This window comes from Streptomyces sp. NPDC006997 (assembly GCF_040635175.1).
Lineage (GTDB): Bacteria > Actinomycetota > Actinomycetes > Streptomycetales > Streptomycetaceae > Streptomyces.
On sequence record NZ_JBEYHH010000050.1, the window covers coordinates 14108 to 36366 of the forward strand.

Annotated in this window: 21 protein-coding genes and 1 tRNA gene; 8 read left to right on the forward strand and 14 right to left on the reverse strand. The window is 68.6% G+C overall.

What is annotated here, in order from left to right:
- The first annotated feature begins 204 nt into the window (after positions 1-204).
- The 5 genes from ABZ659_RS32470 (at position 205) to ABZ659_RS32490 (ending at position 4837) form a co-directional block, all read left to right on the forward strand.
- Entirely contained in the window at positions 205-1812 is a 1608-nt protein-coding gene (locus ABZ659_RS32470) for an alpha/beta hydrolase (RefSeq protein WP_360227378.1), read from the forward strand.
- A gap of 96 nt (positions 1813-1908) precedes the next feature.
- Positions 1909-1982: transfer RNA gene (locus tag ABZ659_RS32475), tRNA-Thr, on the forward strand.
- A 321-nt stretch (positions 1983-2303) separates the two neighbouring features.
- Positions 2304-3125: a hypothetical protein gene (locus ABZ659_RS32480; protein WP_360227381.1), complete on the forward strand. Its 822-nt coding sequence runs from the start codon at positions 2304-2306 to the stop codon at positions 3123-3125.
- Between the two features lie 108 nt (positions 3126-3233).
- Positions 3234-4640 (forward strand): hypothetical protein, encoded by a 1407-nt coding sequence (locus ABZ659_RS32485; protein WP_360227384.1) that lies wholly within the window; start codon positions 3234-3236, stop codon positions 4638-4640.
- Complete coding sequence (locus ABZ659_RS32490; protein WP_122215927.1) at positions 4637-4837, forward strand: hypothetical protein; 201 nt, start codon at positions 4637-4639, stop codon at positions 4835-4837. The genes ABZ659_RS32485 and ABZ659_RS32490 overlap by 4 nt, the downstream gene beginning before the upstream one ends.
- 215 nt (positions 4838-5052) lie before the next feature.
- Here ABZ659_RS32490 and ABZ659_RS32495 read toward each other — a convergent pair whose 3' ends face one another.
- Positions 5053-6663 carry a tyrosine-type recombinase/integrase gene (locus ABZ659_RS32495; protein WP_360227388.1) on the reverse strand — a complete coding sequence of 537 codons (1611 nt, stop codon included), beginning with the start codon at positions 6661-6663 and terminating at the stop codon, positions 5053-5055.
- A complete protein-coding gene (locus ABZ659_RS32500) occupies positions 6660-7319 on the reverse strand; it encodes a helix-turn-helix transcriptional regulator (RefSeq protein WP_360227391.1) in 660 nt (219 codons plus the stop codon). Before ABZ659_RS32500 ends, ABZ659_RS32495 begins: the two co-directional genes overlap by 4 nt.
- 92 nt (positions 7320-7411) lie before the next feature.
- Between ABZ659_RS32500 and ABZ659_RS32505 the strand changes: the two genes are divergently transcribed.
- The 3 genes from ABZ659_RS32505 (at position 7412) to ABZ659_RS32515 (ending at position 9884) form a co-directional block, all read left to right on the forward strand.
- On the forward strand, positions 7412-7696 hold the full coding sequence (locus ABZ659_RS32505; RefSeq protein WP_360227394.1) for a hypothetical protein: 285 nt from the start codon (positions 7412-7414) through the stop codon (positions 7694-7696).
- Positions 7697-8180: 484 nt separating this feature from the next.
- Positions 8181-8747, forward strand: coding sequence for an ATP-binding protein (locus ABZ659_RS32510; RefSeq protein WP_360227397.1), 567 nt, complete (start codon positions 8181-8183; stop codon positions 8745-8747).
- Positions 8748-9053: 306 nt separating this feature from the next.
- Complete coding sequence (locus tag ABZ659_RS32515; protein WP_133910688.1) at positions 9054-9884, forward strand: RNA methyltransferase; 831 nt, start codon at positions 9054-9056, stop codon at positions 9882-9884.
- A 10-nt stretch (positions 9885-9894) separates the two neighbouring features.
- On the opposite strand, the gene ABZ659_RS32520 is transcribed toward ABZ659_RS32515, so the two are convergent.
- From ABZ659_RS32520 to ABZ659_RS32575, 12 genes are all read right to left on the reverse strand, one after another.
- On the reverse strand, positions 9895-10896 hold the full coding sequence (locus tag ABZ659_RS32520) for a glycosyltransferase (protein ID WP_360227401.1): 1002 nt from the start codon (positions 10894-10896) through the stop codon (positions 9895-9897).
- Complete coding sequence (locus ABZ659_RS32525; protein WP_360227404.1) at positions 10893-11792, reverse strand: glycosyltransferase; 900 nt, start codon at positions 11790-11792, stop codon at positions 10893-10895. The genes ABZ659_RS32520 and ABZ659_RS32525 overlap by 4 nt, the downstream gene beginning before the upstream one ends.
- Positions 11789-12544 (reverse strand): HAD family hydrolase, encoded by a 756-nt coding sequence (locus ABZ659_RS32530; protein ID WP_360227407.1) that lies wholly within the window; start codon positions 12542-12544, stop codon positions 11789-11791. Before ABZ659_RS32530 ends, ABZ659_RS32525 begins: the two co-directional genes overlap by 4 nt.
- A complete protein-coding gene (locus tag ABZ659_RS32535) occupies positions 12541-13563 on the reverse strand; it encodes an NAD-dependent epimerase/dehydratase family protein (RefSeq protein WP_360227410.1) in 1023 nt (340 codons plus the stop codon). The genes ABZ659_RS32530 and ABZ659_RS32535 overlap by 4 nt, the downstream gene beginning before the upstream one ends.
- A gap of 108 nt (positions 13564-13671) precedes the next feature.
- On the reverse strand, positions 13672-14883 hold the full coding sequence (locus ABZ659_RS32540; RefSeq protein ID WP_360227413.1) for a polysaccharide pyruvyl transferase family protein: 1212 nt from the start codon (positions 14881-14883) through the stop codon (positions 13672-13674).
- 17 nt (positions 14884-14900) lie between these two features.
- A complete protein-coding gene (locus ABZ659_RS32545; protein WP_360227416.1) occupies positions 14901-15956 on the reverse strand; it encodes a glycosyltransferase in 1056 nt (351 codons plus the stop codon).
- Entirely contained in the window at positions 15953-16996 is a 1044-nt protein-coding gene (locus tag ABZ659_RS32550) for a glycosyltransferase family 2 protein (protein ID WP_360227419.1), read from the reverse strand. Before ABZ659_RS32550 ends, ABZ659_RS32545 begins: the two co-directional genes overlap by 4 nt.
- Positions 16993-17706, reverse strand: a complete 714-nt coding sequence (locus tag ABZ659_RS32555; RefSeq protein ID WP_360227422.1) for a phytanoyl-CoA dioxygenase family protein — start codon at positions 17704-17706, stop codon at positions 16993-16995. The genes ABZ659_RS32550 and ABZ659_RS32555 overlap by 4 nt, the downstream gene beginning before the upstream one ends.
- A complete protein-coding gene (locus ABZ659_RS32560; RefSeq protein WP_360227425.1) occupies positions 17703-18707 on the reverse strand; it encodes a UDP-glucuronic acid decarboxylase family protein in 1005 nt (334 codons plus the stop codon). Before ABZ659_RS32560 ends, ABZ659_RS32555 begins: the two co-directional genes overlap by 4 nt.
- A 599-nt stretch (positions 18708-19306) precedes the next feature.
- Complete coding sequence (locus tag ABZ659_RS32565; RefSeq protein ID WP_360227428.1) at positions 19307-19933, reverse strand: GNAT family N-acetyltransferase; 627 nt, start codon at positions 19931-19933, stop codon at positions 19307-19309.
- A complete protein-coding gene (locus ABZ659_RS32570; protein WP_360227431.1) occupies positions 19828-20475 on the reverse strand; it encodes a hypothetical protein in 648 nt (215 codons plus the stop codon). Before ABZ659_RS32570 ends, ABZ659_RS32565 begins: the two co-directional genes overlap by 106 nt.
- 817 nt (positions 20476-21292) lie before the next feature.
- Entirely contained in the window at positions 21293-21709 is a 417-nt protein-coding gene (locus tag ABZ659_RS32575; protein WP_360227434.1) for a hypothetical protein, read from the reverse strand.
- Positions 21710-22259: the final 550 nt, after the last annotated feature.

A 22259-nucleotide genomic window follows, 5' to 3' on the forward strand; every position in this document is an offset into this window, starting at 1 on the left:
TGAGCCGCGGGCTGAGCCGCGGGCTGAGAACGGGCTGAGCCGCGGGACGGGGGCGGACGGGGCGGACGGGGGCTGGCGCCCGGGGGAAGGCGACGGGCATGGCCCGCCACCCGGGGCCGGTATCACTCGTACGGGGAATCACTCGTATGGGCAATCCTGTGCACGGAGAGCGTTCATCTCATTGCGTAGAGTTACGCTCGCTGAATGCACACAAGGCGCCTCCACCGCAGGTCCAGGTCCCGTACGGGAGTCACGCTCCTCGCCGTCGCCGCGCTGCTCGTCTCGGCCTGCTCGGCCGGGAGCGCGACGGGCTCCGCCAGATCGTCGGCGGAGTCGGCCGACGCGGCGGACGCGGCGGTGGCGCTGGCGGCGCTGCCGAAGGCGACGCCGTCCGCGCTCGCGCCGTACTACGGCCAGAAGCTGAGCTGGCGCGCGTGCGGGGTCGAGGGCTTCGAGTGCGCCACGATGCGGGCGCCGCTCGACTACGACAAGCCCGGGGAGGACGACATCCGGCTGGCCGTAGCCCGCAAACGGGCCACGGGCCCCGGCAAGCGGATCGGCTCCCTGTTGGTGAACCCGGGCGGACCGGGCGGCTCGGCGGTGGGCTACCTCCAGTCGTACGCGGCCCTGGGCTATCCGGCGCCGGTTCGGGCCCGGTACGACATGGTGGCGATCGACCCGCGCGGGGTCGCCCGCAGCGAGCCCGTCGAGTGCCTCGACGGCCCGGACATGGACACGTACACCCAGACGGACACGACACCCGACGACAGCCGGGAGACGGACGCGCTGGTCGACTCGTACAAGAAGTTCGCGGAGAGCTGCGGCGCCAACGCGCCGGAGCTGCTGCGGCACGTGTCCACCGAGGAGGCGGCCCGTGACATGGACATCCTGCGGGCCGTGCTGGGGGACGAGAGGCTGACGTACGTGGGGGCGTCGTACGGGACGTTCCTCGGGGCGACGTACGCGGGCCTCTTCCCGGACCGGGCGGGTCGGCTCGTCCTGGACGGGGCGATGGACCCGTCCCTGCCCGCGCGGCAGCTGAACATCGACCAGACGGCGGGCTTCGAGACGGCGTTCAGGGCGTTCGCGGAGGACTGCGTGCGGCAGCCGGACTGCCCGCTCGGCGGTGCGGGCACGACGCCGGAGCGGGTCGGGCGGAACCTGAAGGCGTTCTTCGACGAGCTGGACGCCCGGCCCGTCCCGACCGGGGACGCGGACGGCCGCGAGCTGGGCGAGTCGCTGGCCACCACCGGCGTCATCGCGGCGATGTACGACCAGTCGGCCTGGCCGCAGCTGCGGGAGGCGCTGAGCGCGGCGACGCGCGAGAAGGACGGCGCGGGCCTGCTCGTCCTGTCGGACAGCTACTACGAGCGGGACGCCGACGGCACCTACTCCAACCTGATGTCCGCCAACGCCGCCGTGAACTGCCTCGATCTCCCGGCCGCCTTCGACACCCCCGACCAGGTCCGCGAGGCGCTGCCCGACTTCGAGAAGGCGTCCCCGGTCTTCGGGGAGGGCCTTGCCTGGGCCTCCCTGAACTGCGCGTACTGGCCGGTCGGGGCGACCGGCGAACCCCACCGCATCGAGGCGGAGGGTGCCGCCCCGATCGTCGTCGTCGGCACCACCCGCGACCCGGCCACGCCGTACCGCTGGGCCCAGTCCCTCGCCCGCCAGCTCTCCTCGGCCCGCCTCCTCACCTTCGAGGGCGACGGCCACACCGCCTACGGCCGCGGCAGCGACTGCATCGACTCCACGATCAACACCTACCTCCTCCGCGGCACCCCTCCGGCCGACGGCAAGCGCTGCTCCTGACCCGGCCCTCCACATCCCTCCGGGCCGGTGCGGAGCACCTCCGGAAACTGTGTAGACTTACCGACGTTGCCGATCGCACGATAGTGCTGGCAGCGCGCCGCCTTAGCTCAGATGGCCAGAGCAACGCACTCGTAATGCGTAGGTCTCGGGTTCGAATCCCGAAGGCGGCTCTTTCTAGGACCAGATCAGACCCCGTCTGACCTGGTCCTTTTACTTTCCGTGAACGAGTCTCGCTGCGTCTGACCAGCCCGATGGTCGCCGCTCGGGGGCTCCGGTGGACAACCGGTGGACAAGCGTGCAGCGAGCGTGCAGAGCGGTGGACGAGCCGGTGCACGAGAACCGGACTGACGTGCCAGAGGCGATGGGTCTGCCGGGCCTGGTACTTGGGACTGCCGGAAGCAGTGCTGTTGGGGGGTTCCCATAAATCGAGGGAGCCGAGACGGCTACTGGTGAAGAATCAGCCGGAGGCATTAGTGCGGAGGAGCCCGGTCGTGAACGTTATGCGCTTCGATGGCGGAGTCGGGGACTTCACCCTCGGTGTCCAGGCGGAGAGCGTCCAGCTTCTCAGGGGCATGGGCACGATCTGCTTGCAGTTGGGGTTGGAGGTCAAGGCCCCACCCGCTCAGGAGGTCGGCAGGTTCCTGGCGCTTCAAGCTGACCTATACGGCATTCATGGGTCGTATCAGCGAACGCTCCTCGGCCGAGTAACGGAGATGCTGCCGTTCACGCCCGAGATCGGCATCGAGCGCCGCACCCTCAAGTTCCTGCTCACCGCCGCACAGCTCCACGCGATCAACGAGGCCCGCGACGGAGACCTGCGCATGGAGCTGGAGGTGACAGGCACGCTGCCCCAGGCGACCGGTTACCCCGGTAGCACGACAGAAGTGCTGCACTTCAGCGTTGCCAGGAGTCGCTGGATCGATCAGGTCAACGCTCTCGGCCCGTCGGTCGCCTTCGAGATGAGGGTGCCCTTTCCGTTGGAGGACGACCCGCGGGCCGAGCCGGCGCAGCACCTGCGGTCCGCGCAACGTCGGCTCCTCGACGACGACATCGACGGCGCGATCCTGGACGCTCGCCGAACCCTTGAGTGGATCAGGCTCCACAGCGGTTGGACGTGGCCTCTCAACAAGGACAGCCGCCTGCGCGGAAAGGACGAGCGGTGGGCGGCGATCCGCTCGGTCGTCGAGGACCAGGCGAGCGGATCGGTACACGCGGATGCCGTCACCTCGGCATTCAAGTACAGCGCGGACGAGGCGAAGGCGTTGATCAGCATTGCCGCCGCGTTGCTGACGGTGGTCGAGCGACCTGTCTAACCAGACGGTAAGTGATGTACATCACTTCACCTGGTGTCAGAATCTTTGTCGCTTGAGACCAGCGCCATTGCCTTTAGGCAGAGAGTTGTCAAAAGGCAAGGAGCACAGATGTCCCTCACCGCTTCCTCTGACGCCGCCCCGGCGGGGGGCGAGGCTGCGGAGCCCAGTCCGCAGAAGGCCTCCGCGCTGGAGGGCAGCACCAGCAAGGCACTGGTGCTCGTCACGGATGAGCCAGCCAAGTCGGCCGTAGTTGACGCGGCCGAGGTGATCGCCTCCCTGCGGCAGGTGCACACGACAGCTGCCGCAGCGGTGGAAGCCGCGACAGCGATCTGCCGGCCATACGCAGATATCGCGGCACAGCTCGCTCAGACGATGGACTCTGTACGGGCCGTGGCCACTGCTCCCGCAGCAGTCGTCGCGACGGCATCTCGGGTGTCTGAGATCGCGGCGCAGCTCACTTCCACCGTCGTTCTGCCGCAGCCAGCCATCGTCCCTGCCGTAAAGTCCGCGACCATTCTCACTGGCACGGTCACCTCCGTCGCGAGCCTTGCCAGCCAGATGAGGTTCCCGGCCATCGACACCCGCACTGTCGCGGTCCAGCGCGGCCTCGCGGATCTCGCCGCTTCGGTGCTCCAGCCGCCACTCGTTCCGCGGGCCGTCCTGGAAACACTCGTTCCTGTCGCGCACACCGAGCATCTGCTCGCGCAGTACGCCCGCAGCATCAGCCAGCCCCTCCTGGACGTCCAGGCAAGGATCGCGGCGGCCCCATGGATGAAGCTGGATATCGCGCCCCTGATCAGTTCCGTCCAGGAGACCGTGGCCGCCTTCGGCATCACCAGTCGTCTCAGCGCGGTGGTTCGGGCGAGCCTCGCGGACTGGGAAGTTCCCTTTCTGATGCGCGACGCCCTGAAGTGGGCGGCTGTCATCCTCGACGAAGCCAGGGGCTACCGCCTGGTGCGCTGGGCGAAGAGAGCGCTGACTGCGTACGCCACGGGTGACTCCCTGCCGCTGCGTACGTTCATCAGGAACGAGCTGAAGCTGACCGACCGGCTGGACGAACGCTGCCAAGCCCTGGCGCTAGCGATCCTGGAGGGGCTGATCGATGCCGCAGACCCATCTGACCCGGCTGCTCTGCACAAGGCCTTGCGCGCATACGCCAGCACGGGCGTAGGTCTGGAACGAGACCGCACCCTCCGAGGCCAACGCATCCAGTATCTGGGCGACTTCGTCCCCCAGGACCTGGCACCCGGCCCGGAAACGGCCGTGCTGAACAGAGCCGTGGCATGGCCTGATCAGTTCGACAACCCGCACGTCCGCTACGCCACGAGGCAGCTGAAGCCGAACGAGCGCGATGTCTCCCGGGTTTGGGCGGAGGATTCGACCATCACCTGGCTGGAGGCCCCGCTACTGATCGGAGCGCAACCTGAGGACGGTATCCGGGTGCGACGCAAGCTGCGCCGGCTCGGCAACGAAGCCCTGCGCCGCAAAACCCTTGAGATGGGGGAGGGACAGTGAGCAGCCTCGGCGAACGAGGTGAACCGCAGGCGCTGCTGAGCGTGCGCGCCGCCGTGGTCCTGGTGGTAGGCGTTCTGGCCGGTGTCGGGGCGGCGGTCCTGACCGGGCTGTCGGGGAGCCCGTGGCCGACAGCCGTGCTCGCCGGAGCCGGCGCGTTCGCCGGCGGTGTCCTGTTCGCCCAGTCGGTCATTGGCTGAGCCTGTCCGACGGCGAGCTCTCCCGCAAACAATCGTTCGATCGTTCCATGTCGATGGCGTGCCGTCGAGATGAGGCGGGCCCGCGCTGAGCAGGCCCGCCAGAACGTCAGTGGCGGGTTTCCCACCACAGGAGCAGCAGGGTGACCGCCCCGCTGCCGAGTCTGTACGCGACCGGTCAGATTACCGCTGGCCGGGGGCTGCTCTTCATCGCTCACTCAGGCGGAGCACTCCTCGTCTGCTCCCTTGGCCTTCCGGGGCGGACTCATCCTCGGCCTGCGGCTGGGGGCTGCAGCCTCGGTGTCCTTGACCACCTTGAGGGGCTTCCGGGCCCGGGGCACGAGTTGCACGACCTTCTCGGCGGCGTCGCGGGCGAGATCGTCCAGGACAGCCTGGTAGATGTCGCGGGTGATACGGGTGTCCGAGTGCCCGAGGGTCTCGGAGACGACCTTGATGTCGACTCCGGCCGCGAGCATGAGCGTCGCGGAGACATGGCGCAGGTCGTGGAGCCGGATCGGAGGCAGACCGGCAGCGGCAACCAGACGCTCGAAGAGGTCGGAGACCTTGCCCGGGTGGAGAAGGGAACCGTCCTCCTGGGTGAAGATGCGGCCGGTGTCATGCCAGCCATCGCCCCACGCCTCCCGTTCCTGCTCCTGGCCGGCCTTGTGCCTGAGCAGGACCTGATGCGTCTCGTCGTCGAGGGCGATCAGACGGATGCCGCTGTCGGTCTTGGGGGCACCTTCGTGGATCTCCCAGCCGTCCTGGACGAGTTGGGTGGCGATGGCCAGGGACTGCGCGGCGGCCGAGTGATCCACCCAGCGGACGCCACAAGCCTCACCGCGTCGTGTTCCCCGGAAAGCGATGAGCCGCCACAGCGGATACAGCCGGTCCTCGGCGACGAAGTCGAGGAACTGACCTGTCTGCTCGGGTGTCCAGACCATAACCGGGGAGGGCTTCTCGCCGGTCTCCTGCCAGTGGGCGATCCGCTCGTCGGTCCAGATGAGGGCCTTCGGCTTGGTGCCGGGCAGCAACTCGACGTGGGCGGCCGGGTTGAAGGCGGGCATCACCTGCTGGGCGATAGCGACGTTCAGCGCGGCCCGCAGGGTGTCGCGGATATGCGGCTGGGTGTTGAGGCCGGTGATGCGCCGGAATGGCGGCATGGCGTCGAGCTGCGCCTGCAGCCACTTGCGACGGGCCCGGTTCTCAGCGCCTTTCCACGGCGTCGCCTTGAGTTCGTCGCGCACCGCGCGCCGCTGGGCGTTCTGCTCCTGGATCTCGATGTTGCGCTCGTTGATCGCGTCGAACATTGTGTTGACGTGGTGCACGCGGAGTTTGTCCAGCCGCAGGTGGCCCAAGTGCGGCTTGAGGTGGACGCGGATGTCGCACTCGTAGCGCGCCGCCCCGCCGCGACGCAGGCGTTTGCGTCCGGCGAGCCAGTTGTCGAGCCACTCGGCAACGGTGGTCTTCGAGTTGAGGGTCTGCCCGGTCTGGAAGCGGCGACGGGTCTCGTCGTAGTCCGGGAGCGGCTCCTTCTCCTTGAGGCAGCTCTCGATGAGGTCGCTGATCTGGGTCCTGCCCCAGGCGTCGTCCTCCTCGGGTATGGCCATGAGAGCGCGGACCTTGTCCAGCTCCTCCTGGGCCTTGGCCGAGCTTTCGAAGCCGCCGCGACGGAACCGGCGACGGCGGCCGTCCTGAGCGGGGTCCAGCTCCTGGAACACACTCCAGACGCCGTGTCGCCGCGACTTGAGCTTGGGACATGAGGCCCCGTAGTCCTTGCCGGTCGCGGGATCGGTGCACCGGCACCGCCGGGTGATGGTGCCGTTCTTCACTCGCCGTCCTCCGGATGGGTCGGTATGTCGGGCTGGTCGACGAAGGCCAGTTCGTCGGGCAGGGCCGGAGGTACGAGGCCGCGCTCGCGCATCCGGCCTCGGAACGCGCGCAGCTCCTGGCAGTCCTCGAAGGCGTGCTCCTCGTAGCCCTCGGCGCGCTCCAAGAGCGTGGCTCTGCGAGCCCGGTCCAAGGTGGTGCTCGCCGCGCGCCGCCTCTCCTTGGCCAGGGCGGTGGAAGCTCTCGCGGCGGACACCAGATCGCCGTGGTTGCGGAAGACGTCGAGGACATCGCGGGCGGTGCCCTCGGGAGCGGGCTGGTCCATGGGGGTCTCGCCGGTGAACCACGCGAGCGCGTCCCAGGTGGAGACCTCCCTTCCCGGGAGGACCTCCACCGTGGCGGAGGTACCAAGTGGAAAGAGGAGGGTCACGGGCGGGACGCCGAGGACGTCAGCCAGCACGACGAAGTCGGCGATGGTCATGCTCGCCTTGCGGCCGGACTCCAGGTTCTTCACGGACTGCTCGGTGATCTCCGTTAGTCCGCGGTCGGCACATCCCTGGGCGACCTCGCCCATGGTGAGGCCGGCGGCCTTGCGCGCCTCGCGCATCTCTTGGGCGATCCGGGCGGTGAACGCCGCTGGCCAGTGATCGGGTTTCATAGGTGCACTTTAAGGCGCTGGAAAGTGCTGCCGCAACTTAGTGATACACCTGGGCCCGACATTGCGGCACGTGAAGGCATCAGGAGGGCATCATGATGGCACCCGCTTCTTCCCGTGAGGTGCGAGGGCTGACGAGTGACGAGCTGCTCGCTCTTCCGGCGGTCATCGACCTCGACACCGCGAACCGGGCGCTGATGATCGGCCGCTCCACCGGATACGGGCTCGCCAAGCAAGGGGCGTACCCGGTCAAGGTGCTGCGGCTCGGAAATGCCTACCGAGTAGTGACTGCCGACCTGCTGAGGCTGCTCGGGCTGGAGCGCCAGCAGCCGGACGGCGGTCCCGAAGCCGCCGGCGAGCAGCACGGCCTGTGTGCGTAGAAGCGCCCGCATCCCAAAGCCCCGCTTGCTGGCGTAGGGCGACGCCTATGATCGCCCTGGCCTGGTCCTGCAGCTGCGAGGCGTACTCGACGACCCGCTCACCGTCTTCCTGACCGCCCACACAGCCAACTCCCTCCAACCGGTCCGCGAGGCCCGCCTGTGGGGACGACCGTCAAGGGCGCCCGATTCAGCCGCGATACGGACAGGGGATGGCTGCGCCGGACAGTGCACGAGCGTGACGGCGCATTACTGCCCGTCCACGGCCTCCAAGAGCGGTGGTCTGAGGTGAGGTGCGGAGGGGTACGGTCTACTCGACGCGCGTTTCCGGTGCTCGCGGCCTCAACAGAAGCCGACCCGTACCACAACACGTCGAAGCGTCAAGGCGTCTTGCCGGGCGTGCCTACGGACAGACTGTCCTCCCACAGCCCTTGTCGGGTGGAAGGCTTCTTTGTCACTGAGGCCACTACCAGGTGAGGTTGTCGTCATGGCGCGTCGCAGTCCCGAACGTCCGAGGTACGGATTCACGGTTGCGGCTGCTGTCGACGCTGTCCCGGCCGCACGCCGCCAAGTTGTTTCGCTAGCCCGGGATCTGGGGCTTCCGCTGTCGGACCAGACACTGGAGACCGTCGAGTTGCTGGCTGGCGAGGTGATCGCCAACGCTGTCCTTTACACAGACGCTCCGTGCGACGTCTCCGTGACGCGGGCCGATGAACGGCTTCGCGTCGAAGTCACGGACGCGGATGCGTCGTTGGCAAGAACTGTTGAGGCAGGGCCGAACGACGAGCACGGTCGGGGCCTCCTGCTCGTGAGCGCCTTGGCGGACACCTGGGGTATGCAACCGGAACCCTCGGGCAAGACGACCTGGTTCGAGATCACGTCGGAGCCCTGGGCCGAGGGCACGGGCGATTACCGTGCGGATGAACCGCCTTCACCCCACGCGGGTGACGCTGTCGTTCGACGAACCGAGTGTGACGCTCGTAGGGCCTTGCCGGCCGACTCGCGGTCGTCGTTCGGCGCAGCAACTGCTGGGAAGCGACATCAGGCTGCCTGAGGCTGTGATCCAAAGCGGTCGTCCCGGGGGCCGCGAGACGGAACGGCCTGTGGCCGAACTGCACGCGGGTTGAGGGATGGTCCGGTCGTAGAGGAGTCGTCGGAAGTCAGCTGGCCGTTCCCGGCGAGGTCGTAGCCGTCGCCAACAGGGCGACCTCGTGTGCGCTGCCGCCCGAAGCCGAGACGCCTGCACAACGGATGGACACGTACAGTCACGATCCAGTCCGTGTAACCTGCTGGGTGCCCGGTGCCGTGTTCCGCCTGGGACAACCGGGTTCGCAACGATCATCTTCGGCTTGGAGGACGGGTGGCAGTGCAGCGGATCACGACCCGCAATGCCCGTTTCCAGCAGCTGCAGACGCTGCTCAACAACCGCACCAAGCGAGGGCGTGCCAAGGAGTTCCTCGTTCAGGGTGTGCGGCCGATCACGATGGCGGTGGAGCACGGCTGGACCGTTCGGTCGCTGCTCTACGACGCCAGCCGCCCGCTCTCCCGATGGGCCGAGGATCTACTGCGCGGTGTCGGCGCCGAGCGCGTCGCGATGGCGCCGCAGTTGCTCGCCGAGCTGAGCGAGAAGGCCGACGGGGCTGCAGAGGTCCTGGCAGTGGTCGAGATGGCGCCGGACAGCCTGTCGCGGATCAAGGTTCGCGACGACTTCCTCGGCTTGGTCTTCGACCGGCCGACGCAGCCCGGCAACATCGGAAGCATCGTGCGGTCGGCCGACGCCTTCGGCGCGAGCGGGCTCATCGTGACGGGGCACGCCGCGGACCCGTACGACCCCAAGTCGGTACGTGCCTCCACGGGATCGTTCTTCGCCGTACCCGTGGTGCGGAGCCAGTCGCACCACGAGGTCATGGAGTGGCTGGAGAAGGAGCGCGCTCAGGGGCGGCCGGTTGCCGTCGTCGGCACGGACGAGGACGGCGATGCCGAGGTCTCGGAATTCGATCTGACCCAACCGGTCCTGCTGCTCATCGGCAATGAGACCGCGGGTCTCAGCGCGGCCTGGCGAGAGCTCTGTGACCACGTGATCAGCATTCCGATGACGGGCTCGGCCAGCTCCCTGAACGCGTCGAACGCCGCCTCCGTCGTTCTCTACGAAGCGCGCCGTCAGCGTCTGGCGAAGCAGCGCACGGCGTGACCTTCCGAGGTCACGTCCAGACCTCGCCGCTGACCGCTCTCTTGTAGACCGACAGGTACTGGCGGGCGATGGTGTGGTGGCCCCATCGGTCCACCGCTGTTTCGCGCACGACCCGGGCCGTGGGCAGCGAGGCCAGCACCGCCTTCGCGTCGCCGGGTGTGATCTCCCGCCCAGTCGGCAGCACCGTACCGACGCCGGGGACGATCTCTGGCAGGCATCCGTTGTCCGTGGCGATCACCGGGGTGCCGCTGGCGGCGGCCTCCGAGACCACGGTGGCGCCGGGCTCGATCCATCGTCCGCCGAACGGTCCTCCCCACGGCTGGGACAGCACGAGCTGCGCTCGGGCGTGTGCGATCAGCCGGGTACGGGCGCTGCCGCCGACCTCGCCCACATAGCGGACGGTGTGCGGGAAGTCGGCCAGCAGTGCGTCCAGGTAGTCCTTCTCCCAGGCCGGTCCGGCGACCGTCAGCGGCACGTCGGCGGCGTGCGCGAACGCCGCTGCCTCGCGTACACCCTTGTGCGCGGAGACCCGGCCGAGGAAGAGGAGATAGTCGTCCTTCGCTTCCTGGAACTGACAGCGCGCGGGGTTGACCGGTAGCCGGATCACCGGCGCGGAGACCGACCCTGCGGCAGTGCGTTGCGCGCGGGAGAGGTAGATGCCGTTGGTCTGGAGCTCCGGCACGCTGTTGAGGTGGTGTGTGCTCACCGTGGGTCTGTGGTTGTTGGCTGGCAGTGCGGCGGTGTTCGAGTGGTCGTGGACGATGTCCGGGCCGAAGGCTTCGATGGTGGCGTGGATGTCGGCTGTCTCCACTGTGTCGGACACCGTGACGCCGTCCTGGACCGGGCTTCCTGGAGCTCCGAGGAGGAGGATCTCGCACCCGGCCTCCAGCAGTCCGTCCATGAGCGTGGCGACGACCCACTGGATGCCGCCGTAGCCCTGGGGCGGCACGGTGATCCACTGGCTGGGGTCGGCGCCGTAGCGGTACGGCGGAATGACCATGGCTACCTTCATCGGTCGCTCCTGGTTTCGGCGTCTGCGGCGCTGGTCCGGCTCCGTGTGACGGCCTCCCGGCACACTCCGAGAAGAACGCTGGCGGTGTAGAGCAGGGCGAGGGTGGCCCGCACCGGACGGGTGCCGTCTCCCGAGCAGTTGCGGTTCCATTCCTTGGCGATGCCTCGCCGTGCGTCGTTACGCCGTGCTTCGCTGCGGCCCTGCCAGAAGGCGCGGCGCAGCAGGTAGGACAGGGTCAGCCGGTGGGCGGGGATCAGGTGTTGCACCTCGGCGTCGTGCAGGATCGTCGCGGTGGCACCGCGCGCGGTCATCTCCCGTACGAAGGTGGTGTCCTCGGCGGAGATGAGGGAGCCGCCGATCCGGCCGAGGCGCTCGTCGAAGCCGACTCCCAGCAAGCGGGCGTGCTCGACGTCGATGGCGAAACTGCCGCCCCAGATCGAGGCCGGCCGGGCCGACGCGTGGGAGCCGAGGTAGTGCAGCTGTCCCGAGGTAAGGAACCACGGGCGTCGGCGCCCTTGAAGGTGGGCGGTGATCCTCGTCCCGGTGACGTGTGCGCCGGCGGTCAGGGCTTCGCGTATCCGGGTCAGTGCCACGGCGGTGGGGACGATGTCGTCGTCGAGGAAGACGACGTGCTGCGTCGTGGCCTCCTTCATGGCCTTGTTGCGACTGTGGGCGAGGCCCTGGTTCCCCTCGTTGCAGATGACGCGCATGCGGGACGGAGGCGACGAGGCGTCTGTGGGCAGCGTGGGCAGGTGCTGGGCGGGCATGTCCGCGATGACCAGGAGGCGGTCCCTGGGGCCCATGGCCGCAGCCGTGCGGGCGACAGCTGCCGGCAGGCTGTCGGGGCGGTTGCTGCAGATGACGATGGTGAGAGGTAAGGCGGCGCCGAGGGTCATGGGCGCACCTCCTGGCGGGGGCGTGGGCTGCGCTGTTGGTGGCTGATGGTCCGCAGCACGTCGGCCAGGTCTCCGAGGGCGGCGATGGCCCAGTGCCTCGTGCTTCCCTCGGTTGTGTGGACGCGTTGGATTTTCAGCTCCCGGTAGGCGGTCACGATCTCGGGAGCGACCCCAGCAGGCGCGCTCCAGCCGCTGTCGACGTGGACGATCGCGGCCGAGCAGCCGAGAGCGAGTGCCGGAGCGGCGTCGTGGTCGGGCCGGTCGCCGATGGCCGTGGTGTGTTCGGGCTTCCAGCTCAGCCGGTTCAAGGCCCACTTGAAGAGGCGGGGGTCGGGTTTGGCGTAGCCGACGAGGGAGTCGAGCGCGACGAGTTGGACTTGCTGCTCGATTCCGAGGGTGCGCAGGGCGGCGAGGCATTCCGGGGGCTGGTTGGCGACGATGCACATCTCGTACTCCTCGGCGAGGTGGCTGAGGGCGTCGACGGCTCCGGGAACGGGCTGGACCAACGAGGTCCAGCGTTCGCGGACGATCTGCCAGCTCTTCGTGCCGTTGGGCGGGAAGAGGCTGGGCGGGGGTGATCCGGGTGCGCGGCCCTGGTAGAAGTCGCGCATGGCTTGGAGGAAGGCGTCCATGGTGAAGGCGGGATCGTCCGCGCGCGTGAGTTCCCAGACGCCCTGGAGCCAGGCGAGGTCGAAGGGCTCGTCGTAGTAGAGGACGCCGCCGACGTCGACGGCCAGGGTGCGGCGCGTCATGACGTGGCCGCCCGTCCGGCGGCCCAGGTGAACCACTCGGGCTGGTCCGCGGTGTCGTTCTCGATGCTGAGGGAGGTCGCGGGTTCCACGGGGCCGTGTTCACGGGCCCAGGCCGCGGTGCGTCGCAGACCTTCGGCGAGCGGGGTGTCGGCCCAGTCGCCTAGCGTTCTACGGGCGAGGCTGTTGTCGGTGTACGCGGCGTGGACTTCGTCGCGGGCCGCCAAGTGCTTGATGGGGTGGTCGGGCACGCCCATGGCGGTGCGCACGGCGTGCGCCATGTCCAGCACGGTGCTCGTGTGCGAGGAGCCGACGTTGAAGACCTGGCCCCAGGCGGCCGGCTGGTCGGCGGCGGCGAGAAAGGTGCCGACGATGTCCGGGGCGTAGGTGAAGGCGCGGATCTGGCTGCCGTCTCCGTACACGCTGATCGGCTCGTCGCGCATGATCTGGTTGAGGAAGATGGCAACGGCGTTGCGGTACGGGTCGCCCATGTTCTGCCGCTCGCCGTAGACGTTGTGCATGCGCAGGGCGAAGTACGGCAGGCCCTGCATCTGCATGGTGACGGCGAGTTCGCGCTCCACGGCGAGTTTCGCGTTGCCGTAGCTGTCAGCGGGGACGGGCCGCTCGTCCTCGCGCATGGGGACGTGTCCGTGGCCGTAGACGGCGACCGACGAGGCGAAGCCGAAGAACCTGACCTTGGCGGCCAGCGAGGCGTTGATCAGGTTGATGCTGCCGAGCAGGTTGACGGAGTAGTTGTGGTGCTTGACGGCGTGGCTGATGCCTTCGGCGGCGAAGGCTGCCAGGTGGTAGACGCCTTCGAAGCGGTACGAGGCGAAGAGTTCGGCGACCGTGGATTGGTCGGCGACCGAGCCGACGGCGAGGGTCGCGCCGTCGGGCACGTTCTCGGGCTTGCCGCCGTCGAGGTTGTCCAGGACGACGACGTCGTCGCCGCGCTCGATCAAGGACGCGGCAAGGTGGGACCCGATGAAGCCGGCGCCGCCGGTCACCAGATGTGTGGGCATGGCGTGTCTCCCTTGGCGTGAGTGGGTCCCGCTGCGGCCCTCGACTGGGCCGCAGCGGGTCGTGCGCTATGCGGTGCGGTCAGGCGGACCGCCTGTGCGACTGGTGGTTCAGGGTCCAAGGAGCTTGTTGATCTGAGCGAAGTCGCTGCGGGCGCGGTCCGCGATCAGCGGCAGCCGCTGACGCAGGGTGGTGCGCAGCACGGTCGCGTCGGTGTCGTTGACGATCCGGTCGATGACCGTGGCGTTTTGGGCGAAAGCGCGGACGTCCGCATGGATGCCGTCGACGTCGACCGTGTGACCGTAGGCTTCGGCGAGCACCCCGTTGAACTTGTGCGAGTGGCCGATCGCAATTGCCGGGGCGCCGCCGGACAGTGCGCCGATCGCGGCGTGCAGGCGCTCGGAGATGACGAGTTCGGCCTGTGACAGCACGCCCTTGTAGTCGGATGCCGTCAGCGCGCCGGGCAGCGCCATGACCTCGGGCATGTCGGCCGCTTCGGCGATTCGGGCGGCGAGGATCCGGTCGTCGTTGTGCGGGCGCGAGTCGTGGCAGTGCGGGACGAGGACGACCGGCATCTTCCGGGTGCGGACGAGGGAGGTGGCGAGTCGCGTCAGTGCTGCCACGTGCTGGGGTTCCTCCAGGGTGCTGAAGCGGGTGATGCCCTGGCTTGGGGCGAGGCAGAGGTAGGGGTCTCCGGGGGTGAGCCCCAGGGGCCCGAGCAGGGCCGATATTCGCTCGCCGGTGGCGGTCGGCAGCAGGAAGGCGGGGTCGGAGGACAGACGCACACGGTGTTCGGGAAGGCCGAGCTCGCCCACGAGGTAGTCGAGGGAGACGCTCTCCCGGACGGTGAGGAGATCGCACCGGGTGGCGACCGCGAGCCATGCCTCGGCATCGGTCGGGTCGTCGAAGGGGCCGACGGACTGGCCGATCATGACCGTCGGGATGTCCCGCTGTTGGGCGGCGGTGAGGACTCGGAGGTACGGCGTGGAGACCCCGTAGTCCGAGGTGTGCAGGTCGCCCCCGGTCGCGATGACCAGATCGGCTTGGGCGAGGAGCTGTTCGCGGCGTTCGGCCAGTTCGGCGGGGCTCTCCTGGGGGCGCATCTGCTGCCAGGAGCGGGAGACGACGAACGGGTCGGCCACGCAACGGGCGCCGGTGGGGGCGAGGGATTCCGCGTCGAGCACCGGGGTCTGGGTGAGGACGGTGACGTTGTCGCCTCCCCCGGGGCCTTCGGTGTTCAGCTGCTCGATGATGGAGCGGGCCAGGGCCTCGACGCCACGACTCTCACAGCTGGTGATGCCGGTGATCAGGACGTTGGACACAGCAGACCTCTCAGGGATCATCGGGTGAACCGGATGAGTTCCGCCAGAACCGCGCGGTAGTTGAAGCGTTCGTGTACTCGGCGCTGGATGGTCGCCAGCCGCTCGCGGTACCGGATCGGCTCACGGAGCATCCGGGCGAGGCTGTCGGCCGGATCGTCGTCGAGCAGGAAGAGCTCCACGTCGTCGCCGTAGAGCGCGGACAGGTAGCCCAGGTCCGGCCAGAGCGCGGGGATGCTGCCCGAGGCCAGCGTTTCGAACATGCGGGGGGTCAGCAGCTCCATCCGTGCGAGCAGCGGACGAGCCAGCACCGGCGTGATCGCGGCCTGGGACATGGTGGAGACCACGTGCCCGAACGGAACGGGTGGCGCCACCTCTACACCGTGATCCCGCATCCAGCCGGACACGTTGGCGGTGGCCGTCTGGTGGTCGGGGTGCGGGTCGCCGGTCCACCAGCGTCCGCACACGCGGATGCGTCGGATCGGCGGCTGGGCGTCGGCCGCGGCCCGGATGAGGCTGGTCATCTCGCTCCAGCGCCACCAGTTCGCGCCGACGTACTGCAGCTCGTACGGCAGTGCCCGCGGGTGCGGGAGGTCGCTGGCGAGCCGGTGGATGTCCGGCATTCCGAAGTAGCTGAAGAACTCGGCCCCGTCGGGCAGGCGTTCGTTCATGCGCGGCTGCAGGATCAGATCGCTTAGGTCGGCATACAGCTTGTGCCAGGACTCGATGGTGTCGGCACCCGCGTTGTCGTCCACGCCGGCGGTGACGTACGGGCCCCAGTGACCGTCGGGATCCACGATGATGCGCCGCTGCCGCGGCACGGCCTCGCAGAGTTCACGCTGCTGGGGCGAGAGGAACTGCCTGCCCTCGAAGACGAGGACCAGGTGGGTGGCCCAGCTGATGTCGTCCACGAGCGGCAGGTGGGCGTTCACCGTGCCGTCCAAGCGCGACAGTTGGCTTGAGACGCCGACCTCGCATCCGGACGCCGAGGCGACCCGGGCGTACTCGGCGATCATGTGGCTGGAGCCCGCGTTCCAGTGGAAGACGCCGGCGAACAGAATCCGGGGCGTGGTCATCGCGCACCCCTTGCCTGCGGTTGAGCGTGGCTGCCCGTCGGCGAGCCGAGCCGGAGGTGGGCACGTCGCCGGGCCCGGATCAGAGGTGCGCGGCGCACGAGCCAGCACACGGCTTTCGCGGTTTCCCAGGTCCCGCGCCACCAGGTCGTCACTCCGCCCACGCCACGTCCGCGCAGATCGTCCCTCAGCCACCGGGACGCCAGGCGCAGCATGGGCAGCGGGCGCCAGTCGATGTCGGTGAGGAGGTAGTAGTAGCGGTTACGGCGCATCTGGATGCGCCGGTAGCTGCTGCCAGCCGTTCCTCCACCGCCGAAGTGCTGTATGCCGACGTCGAGCAGGAGCGCGACGCGCCATCCGGCCCAGCGGGCGCGGCGGCACAGGTCGGTCTCCTCGTAGTACGTGTGGAAGACCTCGTCGAGGAGTCCGACGGTGCGCAGCAGCGCGGCGCGTACGAAGAAGGCGGAGCCCTGGACGTACGCGTGCTCCAGGGTGTTCGGGGCCCGGCCTTCGGGTGGGCTGGCCGGCGAGGGGTGGTTCGGCCAGTCGCCGGCGAAGGCGTGCTGCTCGCCCCAGCGCAGAGCGGACTTCGACCAGTCGTTGTACGCGCCCAAAGCGGTGCTGCCCGACTCGTCGTACTCGTACTGCATGGGGCCGACCACGCCGTAGTCGGTCCAGGTCTCCATGAACTCGGCCAGGTCGCGCACCAGCGACTTCGGGGTCTGGGTGTCCGGGTTGACGAGGAAGACGTAGTCGGCGCCGTCGGCGAGGGCCGCGCGCATGCCGATGTTGTTGGCGCGGGCGAAGCCGACTTTGCTCTCGTTCTGGATGACCCGCACCTCGGGAAAACGGTCCTTGACGAAGGCCGTGCTGCCGTCGTAGGAGTCGTTGTCCACGTACCAGACCGTCAGGTCGATCCCGGGGACGTCGCTGTCCAGGAGCGTGGCGAAGCAAGGCTCCAGCCAACGGGACTCGTTGGTGCCCACCGTGATGGTGGCCACCCGCACCCTGGCACTCTCGCCAGTGGGGTTGGGGATGGTCACGGCAGCTCCCGGTCGGCGGGGGCGAACTCGATGACGATGCTGCGGCGGATCCTCGGGGAGGTGTTGCGGCGCGAGGCGTGGGCGATACGTACGTCGTGTACGGCGATGTCACCGGCCGAGAGCGGGAGGGCGCGGACCGGACCCCGCACCTGGAGCGCCTCGGCCTCTTCCGCGTCGGGCGTCAGGTGGGAGCCAGGAACGAACTCAAGGCATCCGTTGCCCACGTCGGAGTCGTCGAGGAAGACGCTGAGGTTGCACACGGTGTGCGGAGGAACATTGGTCCGGTCACGATGCCAGGGCACGGGGGCGGCCACTCCCGGCAGCTTGACGATCATGGCGCAGGCGGTGGCGCGTACGGGCCCGCCGAGGATGGCGACGGCCATCGGGTGCAGCGGGCCGTCGTCGGCGTAGAGGCGTGTAGCCGCCGGGGAGCCCTGGTTCTCCAGGTTGTGGATGCGGTAGAGAACGGGTGCGTCCGTGCCTGCGGGGGTGAAGTGCCAGTAGTCGTCTGAGCGGTACCCGTCCCGGGTGAAGCGCCGGATCAGGGCATCAGCCTCCGTGCGGAGGGCTTCGAGGGACTCTCCCGCGATCTTCTGGGATAAGAACGCGTAGCCGTCCGCGCGGAAGTCCTGGAGAAACCCGTCGCCGAGCTGTTGCCTGTGCGACAGGGCCTCGGCGGACTCCGTCCCTCGTGGTGCGTGTCGCGTCATCGTTCCCTCACTGCGGTGTCGTTGAGCTGCGCGGCGAACCAGTCGATGGTGGTGCTCAGGCCCTTGCGGGGATCGGTCTCCGGCTTCCAGCCGAACTGCTCCCAGGCGAGGGTGATGTCGGGTCTGCGGCGCTCCGGGTCGTCGACCGGGCGGTCGACGAACTCGACGGGCGCGGCGGACCCGGTCACTTCACGCACCAGGTGTGCGAGTTCCAAGACCGTGGCCTCGGCGGGATTGCCCAGGTTGACGGGGCCGGGGTGGCTGCCCGCAGCGACGGCGAGGATGCCCCTGACCGTGTCGCTGACGTAGCACAGGGACCGCGTCTGCGAGCCGTCGCCGGTGACGGTCAGTGGCTCGCCCGCCAGCGCCTGGCGGATGAAGTTCGGTACCGCTCGCCCGTCCTCCGCGCGCATCCGCGGCCCGAACGTGTTGAAGATCCGTACGATCGCGGTGTCGACACCGTGCTCGGTGCGGTAGGCGGTGGTCGCCGCCTCCGCGAACCTCTTCGCCTCGTCGTACACGCTGCGCGGCCCCACCGGGTTGACGTTGCCCCAGTACGACTCCCGCTGAGGGTGCTCCAGCGGGTCGCCGTACACCTCGGAGGTGGAGGCGAGTACGAAGCGGGCCTTCTTCACTCTGGCCAACTCCAGGGCGCTGAAGGTTCCCAGGGAACCGGCCTGAAGCGTCTGGACCGGCAGACGCAGGTAGTCCTGCGGAGAGGCCGGCGAGGCGAGGTGGAGTACGAGATCGACTTCCCCGGGTATCGGGATCGGGTCGGTGACGTCGTGGACCATCAACTCGAACCGGTCGTCCAGCTGACGGTGTACGACGTTGTCCTCCGTGCCCGTAAGGAGGTTGTCCACGCACACCACCTCGACACCGCTGTCGAGCAGCAGGTCGCACAGGTGTGAACCGACGAATCCACAGCCGCCGGTGACGACCACGCGGCGGAAGGGGGCCCGGTTCGAATCCGGGCGGTGCCTCCGTAAAGAGGTACTCATAGCGCCTCATTCCTCACAATGTGAACGAAAGTTGGCATGGCTGTGCCACACAGCAGGTGTGGCGAGAAGTGCGACGAGCTCAGCGGCGTTCGGCAGGGTCGGCATGTAGCCGCCGTGCCCGGTGAGCGCGACCAGGAGCAGGTTTCGGTCGGCCTCGGAGATTTCGCCGGTGTCCCTCAGCGGGGGTCGGCGACAGCCTGGTCAGTCACTTCGACGACGACATCGTCATCGGCCTACCAGGCTTCACCCCGTCGCGCCGGAGTCCCCTGTGGTTCTATCGGCGTCGGCGACGAGTTCGGCCTGTGACCAGGCCGTCGTCCTTGACGGCGTCCGGGCCCGGCCAGCCGCTGAAGCAGCGGTGGACGGTGCGGCGTGCCACGCCGGCAGCGACCGGTTCGGCCGCCAGAGAGCACCGGAGCCGAGGCGTCCTTGTGGACTGCCTGGTGTTGAGCGTCAAGGTCATCATCCGGCCCTTGCCAGACGTGGTCCCTTGCCTACGCACGGCTTCACCTCCATGGGGAGCCACCGCGAGATGCGGAGCACGCGCGGTCGGCCCGCACTCCACAATGACGGTGAACAGCCCTCCTGCTTATGAGTGTTTATGAGCCTGCTGTCGTCGCCCCGTCCGACAGGCGTTCGCGCATGGGGACCGTGCTCCTGGCCCCCGGGGCGAGGTTCCTCATGTACGTGATGGCCTCCGCAGAGCGGCCGGTGCGGGTGAACCCGGACTCGATCAGCACCCGCCCGGAAGCGTGGTTGTCGGGGTGGTGCTTGGCGTCAACGGAGGCCAGGCCGAGCGTGGTGGAGGCGAAGTCGAGCACGAGCGCCACCGCCGTGGTGGCGTACCCGTGACCCCATGCGTCGTCTCGAAGGATGTAGCTGAGCGCCGCCGAGGTACGGGCGCGGCGTAGCTTGATCACGCCGACCAGGTCGTCAGCGTGATCGATGCCGAAGCAGTACAGCATCCGCGGCGTCGCACGACTCTCGGCGATGCGATCGGTCACCCAAGCGGCAGCGCTCTCAGCGGTCAGGGGCGCTCGCGGCAGGTACCTCACGGAAGCGGCGCTGTAGATGCGGCGGACCGCTGGTGCGTCGGTCAGGGTCACCTCGCGGAGCGAGATCACGGCTCGACCTTGAGCAGGAGCTCCGCCAGCTCGCCGGCCGTGGGCCTGTCCTCGGGTACGGCAGCGAGCGCGGGCCGGAGGGCGTCCTGGAGCTCGGGCCACACGGCCGGTGCGAACGGCAGACGGCCAGTGGCGATCGCGTCTCGAACCCCGTCCGGGCCCGCGGCCTTCCGGTCGATGCCCGCTGCCTTGTAGTCGAGCGGCCAGCCTCCCGAGGCGCACGTCCACAGGACACCGGCGAGGGCGTACGTGTCGCTGGCGCGCGTCGGTGTCACCGGACCGTCTCCGCGTGCGACGGCGGCAGCGAGTTCCGGCGCCATGAGATGCACGATACCACCGCTGAATCCGCTGACCGGCTCCTCGCCCTCGCGCCAGGACCAGGCGAAGTCGATCAGGCGGACGCCCGCCGGGGTGTGGATGCCGTGGGAAGGCTGGAGGTCGGCGTGGATCCATCCGGAGGCGTGCAGGTCGGCGACTGATCGGCACAGGTCAGCGCCACCTTGGAGAGCGGCCTCACGTCCGCCAGTTCCCTCTCGGGCGGGGGTGAAGACCGCCCAGGTGGAGGGGCCTGTGAACCAGGGCGTGACGAGCCACGAGCCGCCGTCGTACGAACCGGAGACCGCCTCGTATCCGGCAACGCCCATGACCACCAGGGTGGTTGCCTCTCGCATTGTGGCGGCCACACCGTCGCCGTATCCGATTTTCACCGCGACCGTGCCCTCGGGGCCGGCGGCCTTCCAGACCGCGGAGCCACGCCGGTTGGTCAGCTCCTTCAGGTCGACAGTGCCGCCGCAGGCGGCTTCCGCGGCTGCGAGGGCTTCGGGGGGACAGGGAGGGAACGCGACCATGCCTTTACCGCCTGCCAATCGTGTGGGATTCGCTCGAGGACATCGCTCCCATCGTCTACCGCGACCGAGAGAGCATCCGCGAGATCAGGGGTGTCCTTCAGGAACTGCGGGTCGCGGGCTCTCACGGCGGGGCGAACAGGGAGGAACGAACACGGGGGAGGCGGGATCGGGCGGCTTGCTCTGTCGAGCCGCTGCTCGCCTCCCTGGAACTTCCCGAACATGACACCGACAGGGCCGTACAGGTTCTTCAGCGCCCAGTGCGGCCACGCCATCAACTCACGGTGTTCGACTCCTTGGACGTCCCCCAGGATGACGACGTTCTCACAAACGAGAGCGCCTCTCGGGCGAGCCGCGAGTGGACGAACCCACTCCGCGGCCTGCACTCCCGCATGGAACAGACCAGCTTCCACGGACTCGGGATCGCTGCTTGCGATCTCGTACACCGTCCAGGCCGTCAGACCGTGTCGAAGGGAAGGCGCGAGGTAGGGGCAGTGCGCGGACACACGGTCGATGTAGCCCGTGATGTCCACGGTCCGCGGAGCCGTGGTACGTGCCTCGACCAGGCGGAGCGCCCTGGCACGGGACCAGGACGCTCCGGTCAGAGGGCCGGTCGTCATCCGGCCGCGAGTGCCGAGATCTTCGGTGCGACGTCGCCGCCGTCGCCCGGGATGGGGCTGCAGTCCCACTCCGCCCACACCTCGCCGGTCTCGCGGTAGCGCGCCATGGCCCGCTCGTCGAGCACCCCGTCCGCGCCGGTGAACCACACCTCGGGCAGCGGGCCGAACATCTCCGCGTAGGCGTCGACCCAGGAGATCCGGCCGTAGCCGGTGTTCTCCACGTGGTTGATCAGCCGGCCGGCGCTCTGCGCGCAGAACTCCGCGTACTCGGGCTTGCCCAGGAGCTGGTGCCACTCGGCGTCGATGGCGGCCGAGAACATCTCGGGCGCGACCTGGCCGGCGTCGAACTGCCGGACCGAGACCTGGAAGAACTTGCCCAGCTCGGTCCTCTCGGGGGTCTGGACAGCGGTCACGCTGAACTCCTCTCGTCTGGCGGAAGTGGTCTTGGAACGTGTGCCGGGAATCCCTCGGGACTGACTCCCAAGGCCGGTTGGCACCCGCCGTGCAGTTGATCGCGGAGACTCGGCGGGCCCCGCGCGGCTGCGCCGACCGATTTGGTCGGGGGCGCTCGGATGACCGGCATCTCGTGGTGAAGACCCTTCCAGTTCGCACACATCGTGAGCGGACAGGTTGTCCGCAGGTTTCCGGAGCGAGGAGAGTTGACGGATCAGCAGGTTGTGCTAACGGGCGGCGAACCAACTGCGTGGATTCGGAGTGCAGTTGAGGGGTCGGTTCAGGAACCCGAAGAAGGGCTTTCAAGGGACCGGCCACCTTGCTACCGAGCTTCCGCTGCCGTGTTTGGGTGATCGGCCGACGCGGCAAAGTAGTCCTGTGAAAAGTTCGGCAGCTGGGGGATACGCCTGATCACCTAGTAGGGCTTGGTCATCTTCACTTGTGCATGCGTGTCTACTGCTCTACGAGCGTCGTTGGGGTGGTGTGACACCTGAGGAGTTGGCCGGGGTC

Excerpts from the sequence above, each read along its gene's own strand:
- ABZ659_RS32470 (WP_360227378.1), top strand. The coding sequence starts at position 205 with ATGCACACAAGGCGCCTCCACCGCAGGTCCAGGTCCCGTACGGGAGTC.
- ABZ659_RS32485 (WP_360227384.1), top strand. The coding sequence starts at position 3,234 with ATGTCCCTCACCGCTTCCTCTGACGCCGCCCCGGCGGGGGGCGAGGCT.
- ABZ659_RS32500 (WP_360227391.1), bottom strand. The coding sequence starts at position 7,319 with ATGAAACCCGATCACTGGCCAGCGGCGTTCACCGCCCGGATCGCCCAA.
- ABZ659_RS32505 (WP_360227394.1), top strand. The coding sequence starts at position 7,412 with ATGATGGCACCCGCTTCTTCCCGTGAGGTGCGAGGGCTGACGAGTGAC.
- ABZ659_RS32510 (WP_360227397.1), top strand. The coding sequence starts at position 8,181 with ATGGCGCGTCGCAGTCCCGAACGTCCGAGGTACGGATTCACGGTTGCG.
- ABZ659_RS32520 (WP_360227401.1), bottom strand. The coding sequence starts at position 10,896 with ATGAAGGTAGCCATGGTCATTCCGCCGTACCGCTACGGCGCCGACCCC.
- ABZ659_RS32525 (WP_360227404.1), bottom strand. The coding sequence starts at position 11,792 with ATGACCCTCGGCGCCGCCTTACCTCTCACCATCGTCATCTGCAGCAAC.
- ABZ659_RS32530 (WP_360227407.1), bottom strand. The coding sequence starts at position 12,544 with ATGACGCGCCGCACCCTGGCCGTCGACGTCGGCGGCGTCCTCTACTAC.
- ABZ659_RS32535 (WP_360227410.1), bottom strand. The coding sequence starts at position 13,563 with ATGCCCACACATCTGGTGACCGGCGGCGCCGGCTTCATCGGGTCCCAC.
- ABZ659_RS32545 (WP_360227416.1), bottom strand. The coding sequence starts at position 15,956 with ATGACCACGCCCCGGATTCTGTTCGCCGGCGTCTTCCACTGGAACGCG.
- ABZ659_RS32555 (WP_360227422.1), bottom strand. The coding sequence starts at position 17,706 with ATGACGCGACACGCACCACGAGGGACGGAGTCCGCCGAGGCCCTGTCG.
- ABZ659_RS32560 (WP_360227425.1), bottom strand. The coding sequence starts at position 18,707 with ATGAGTACCTCTTTACGGAGGCACCGCCCGGATTCGAACCGGGCCCCC.
- ABZ659_RS32570 (WP_360227431.1), bottom strand. The coding sequence starts at position 20,475 with ATGGGCGTTGCCGGATACGAGGCGGTCTCCGGTTCGTACGACGGCGGC.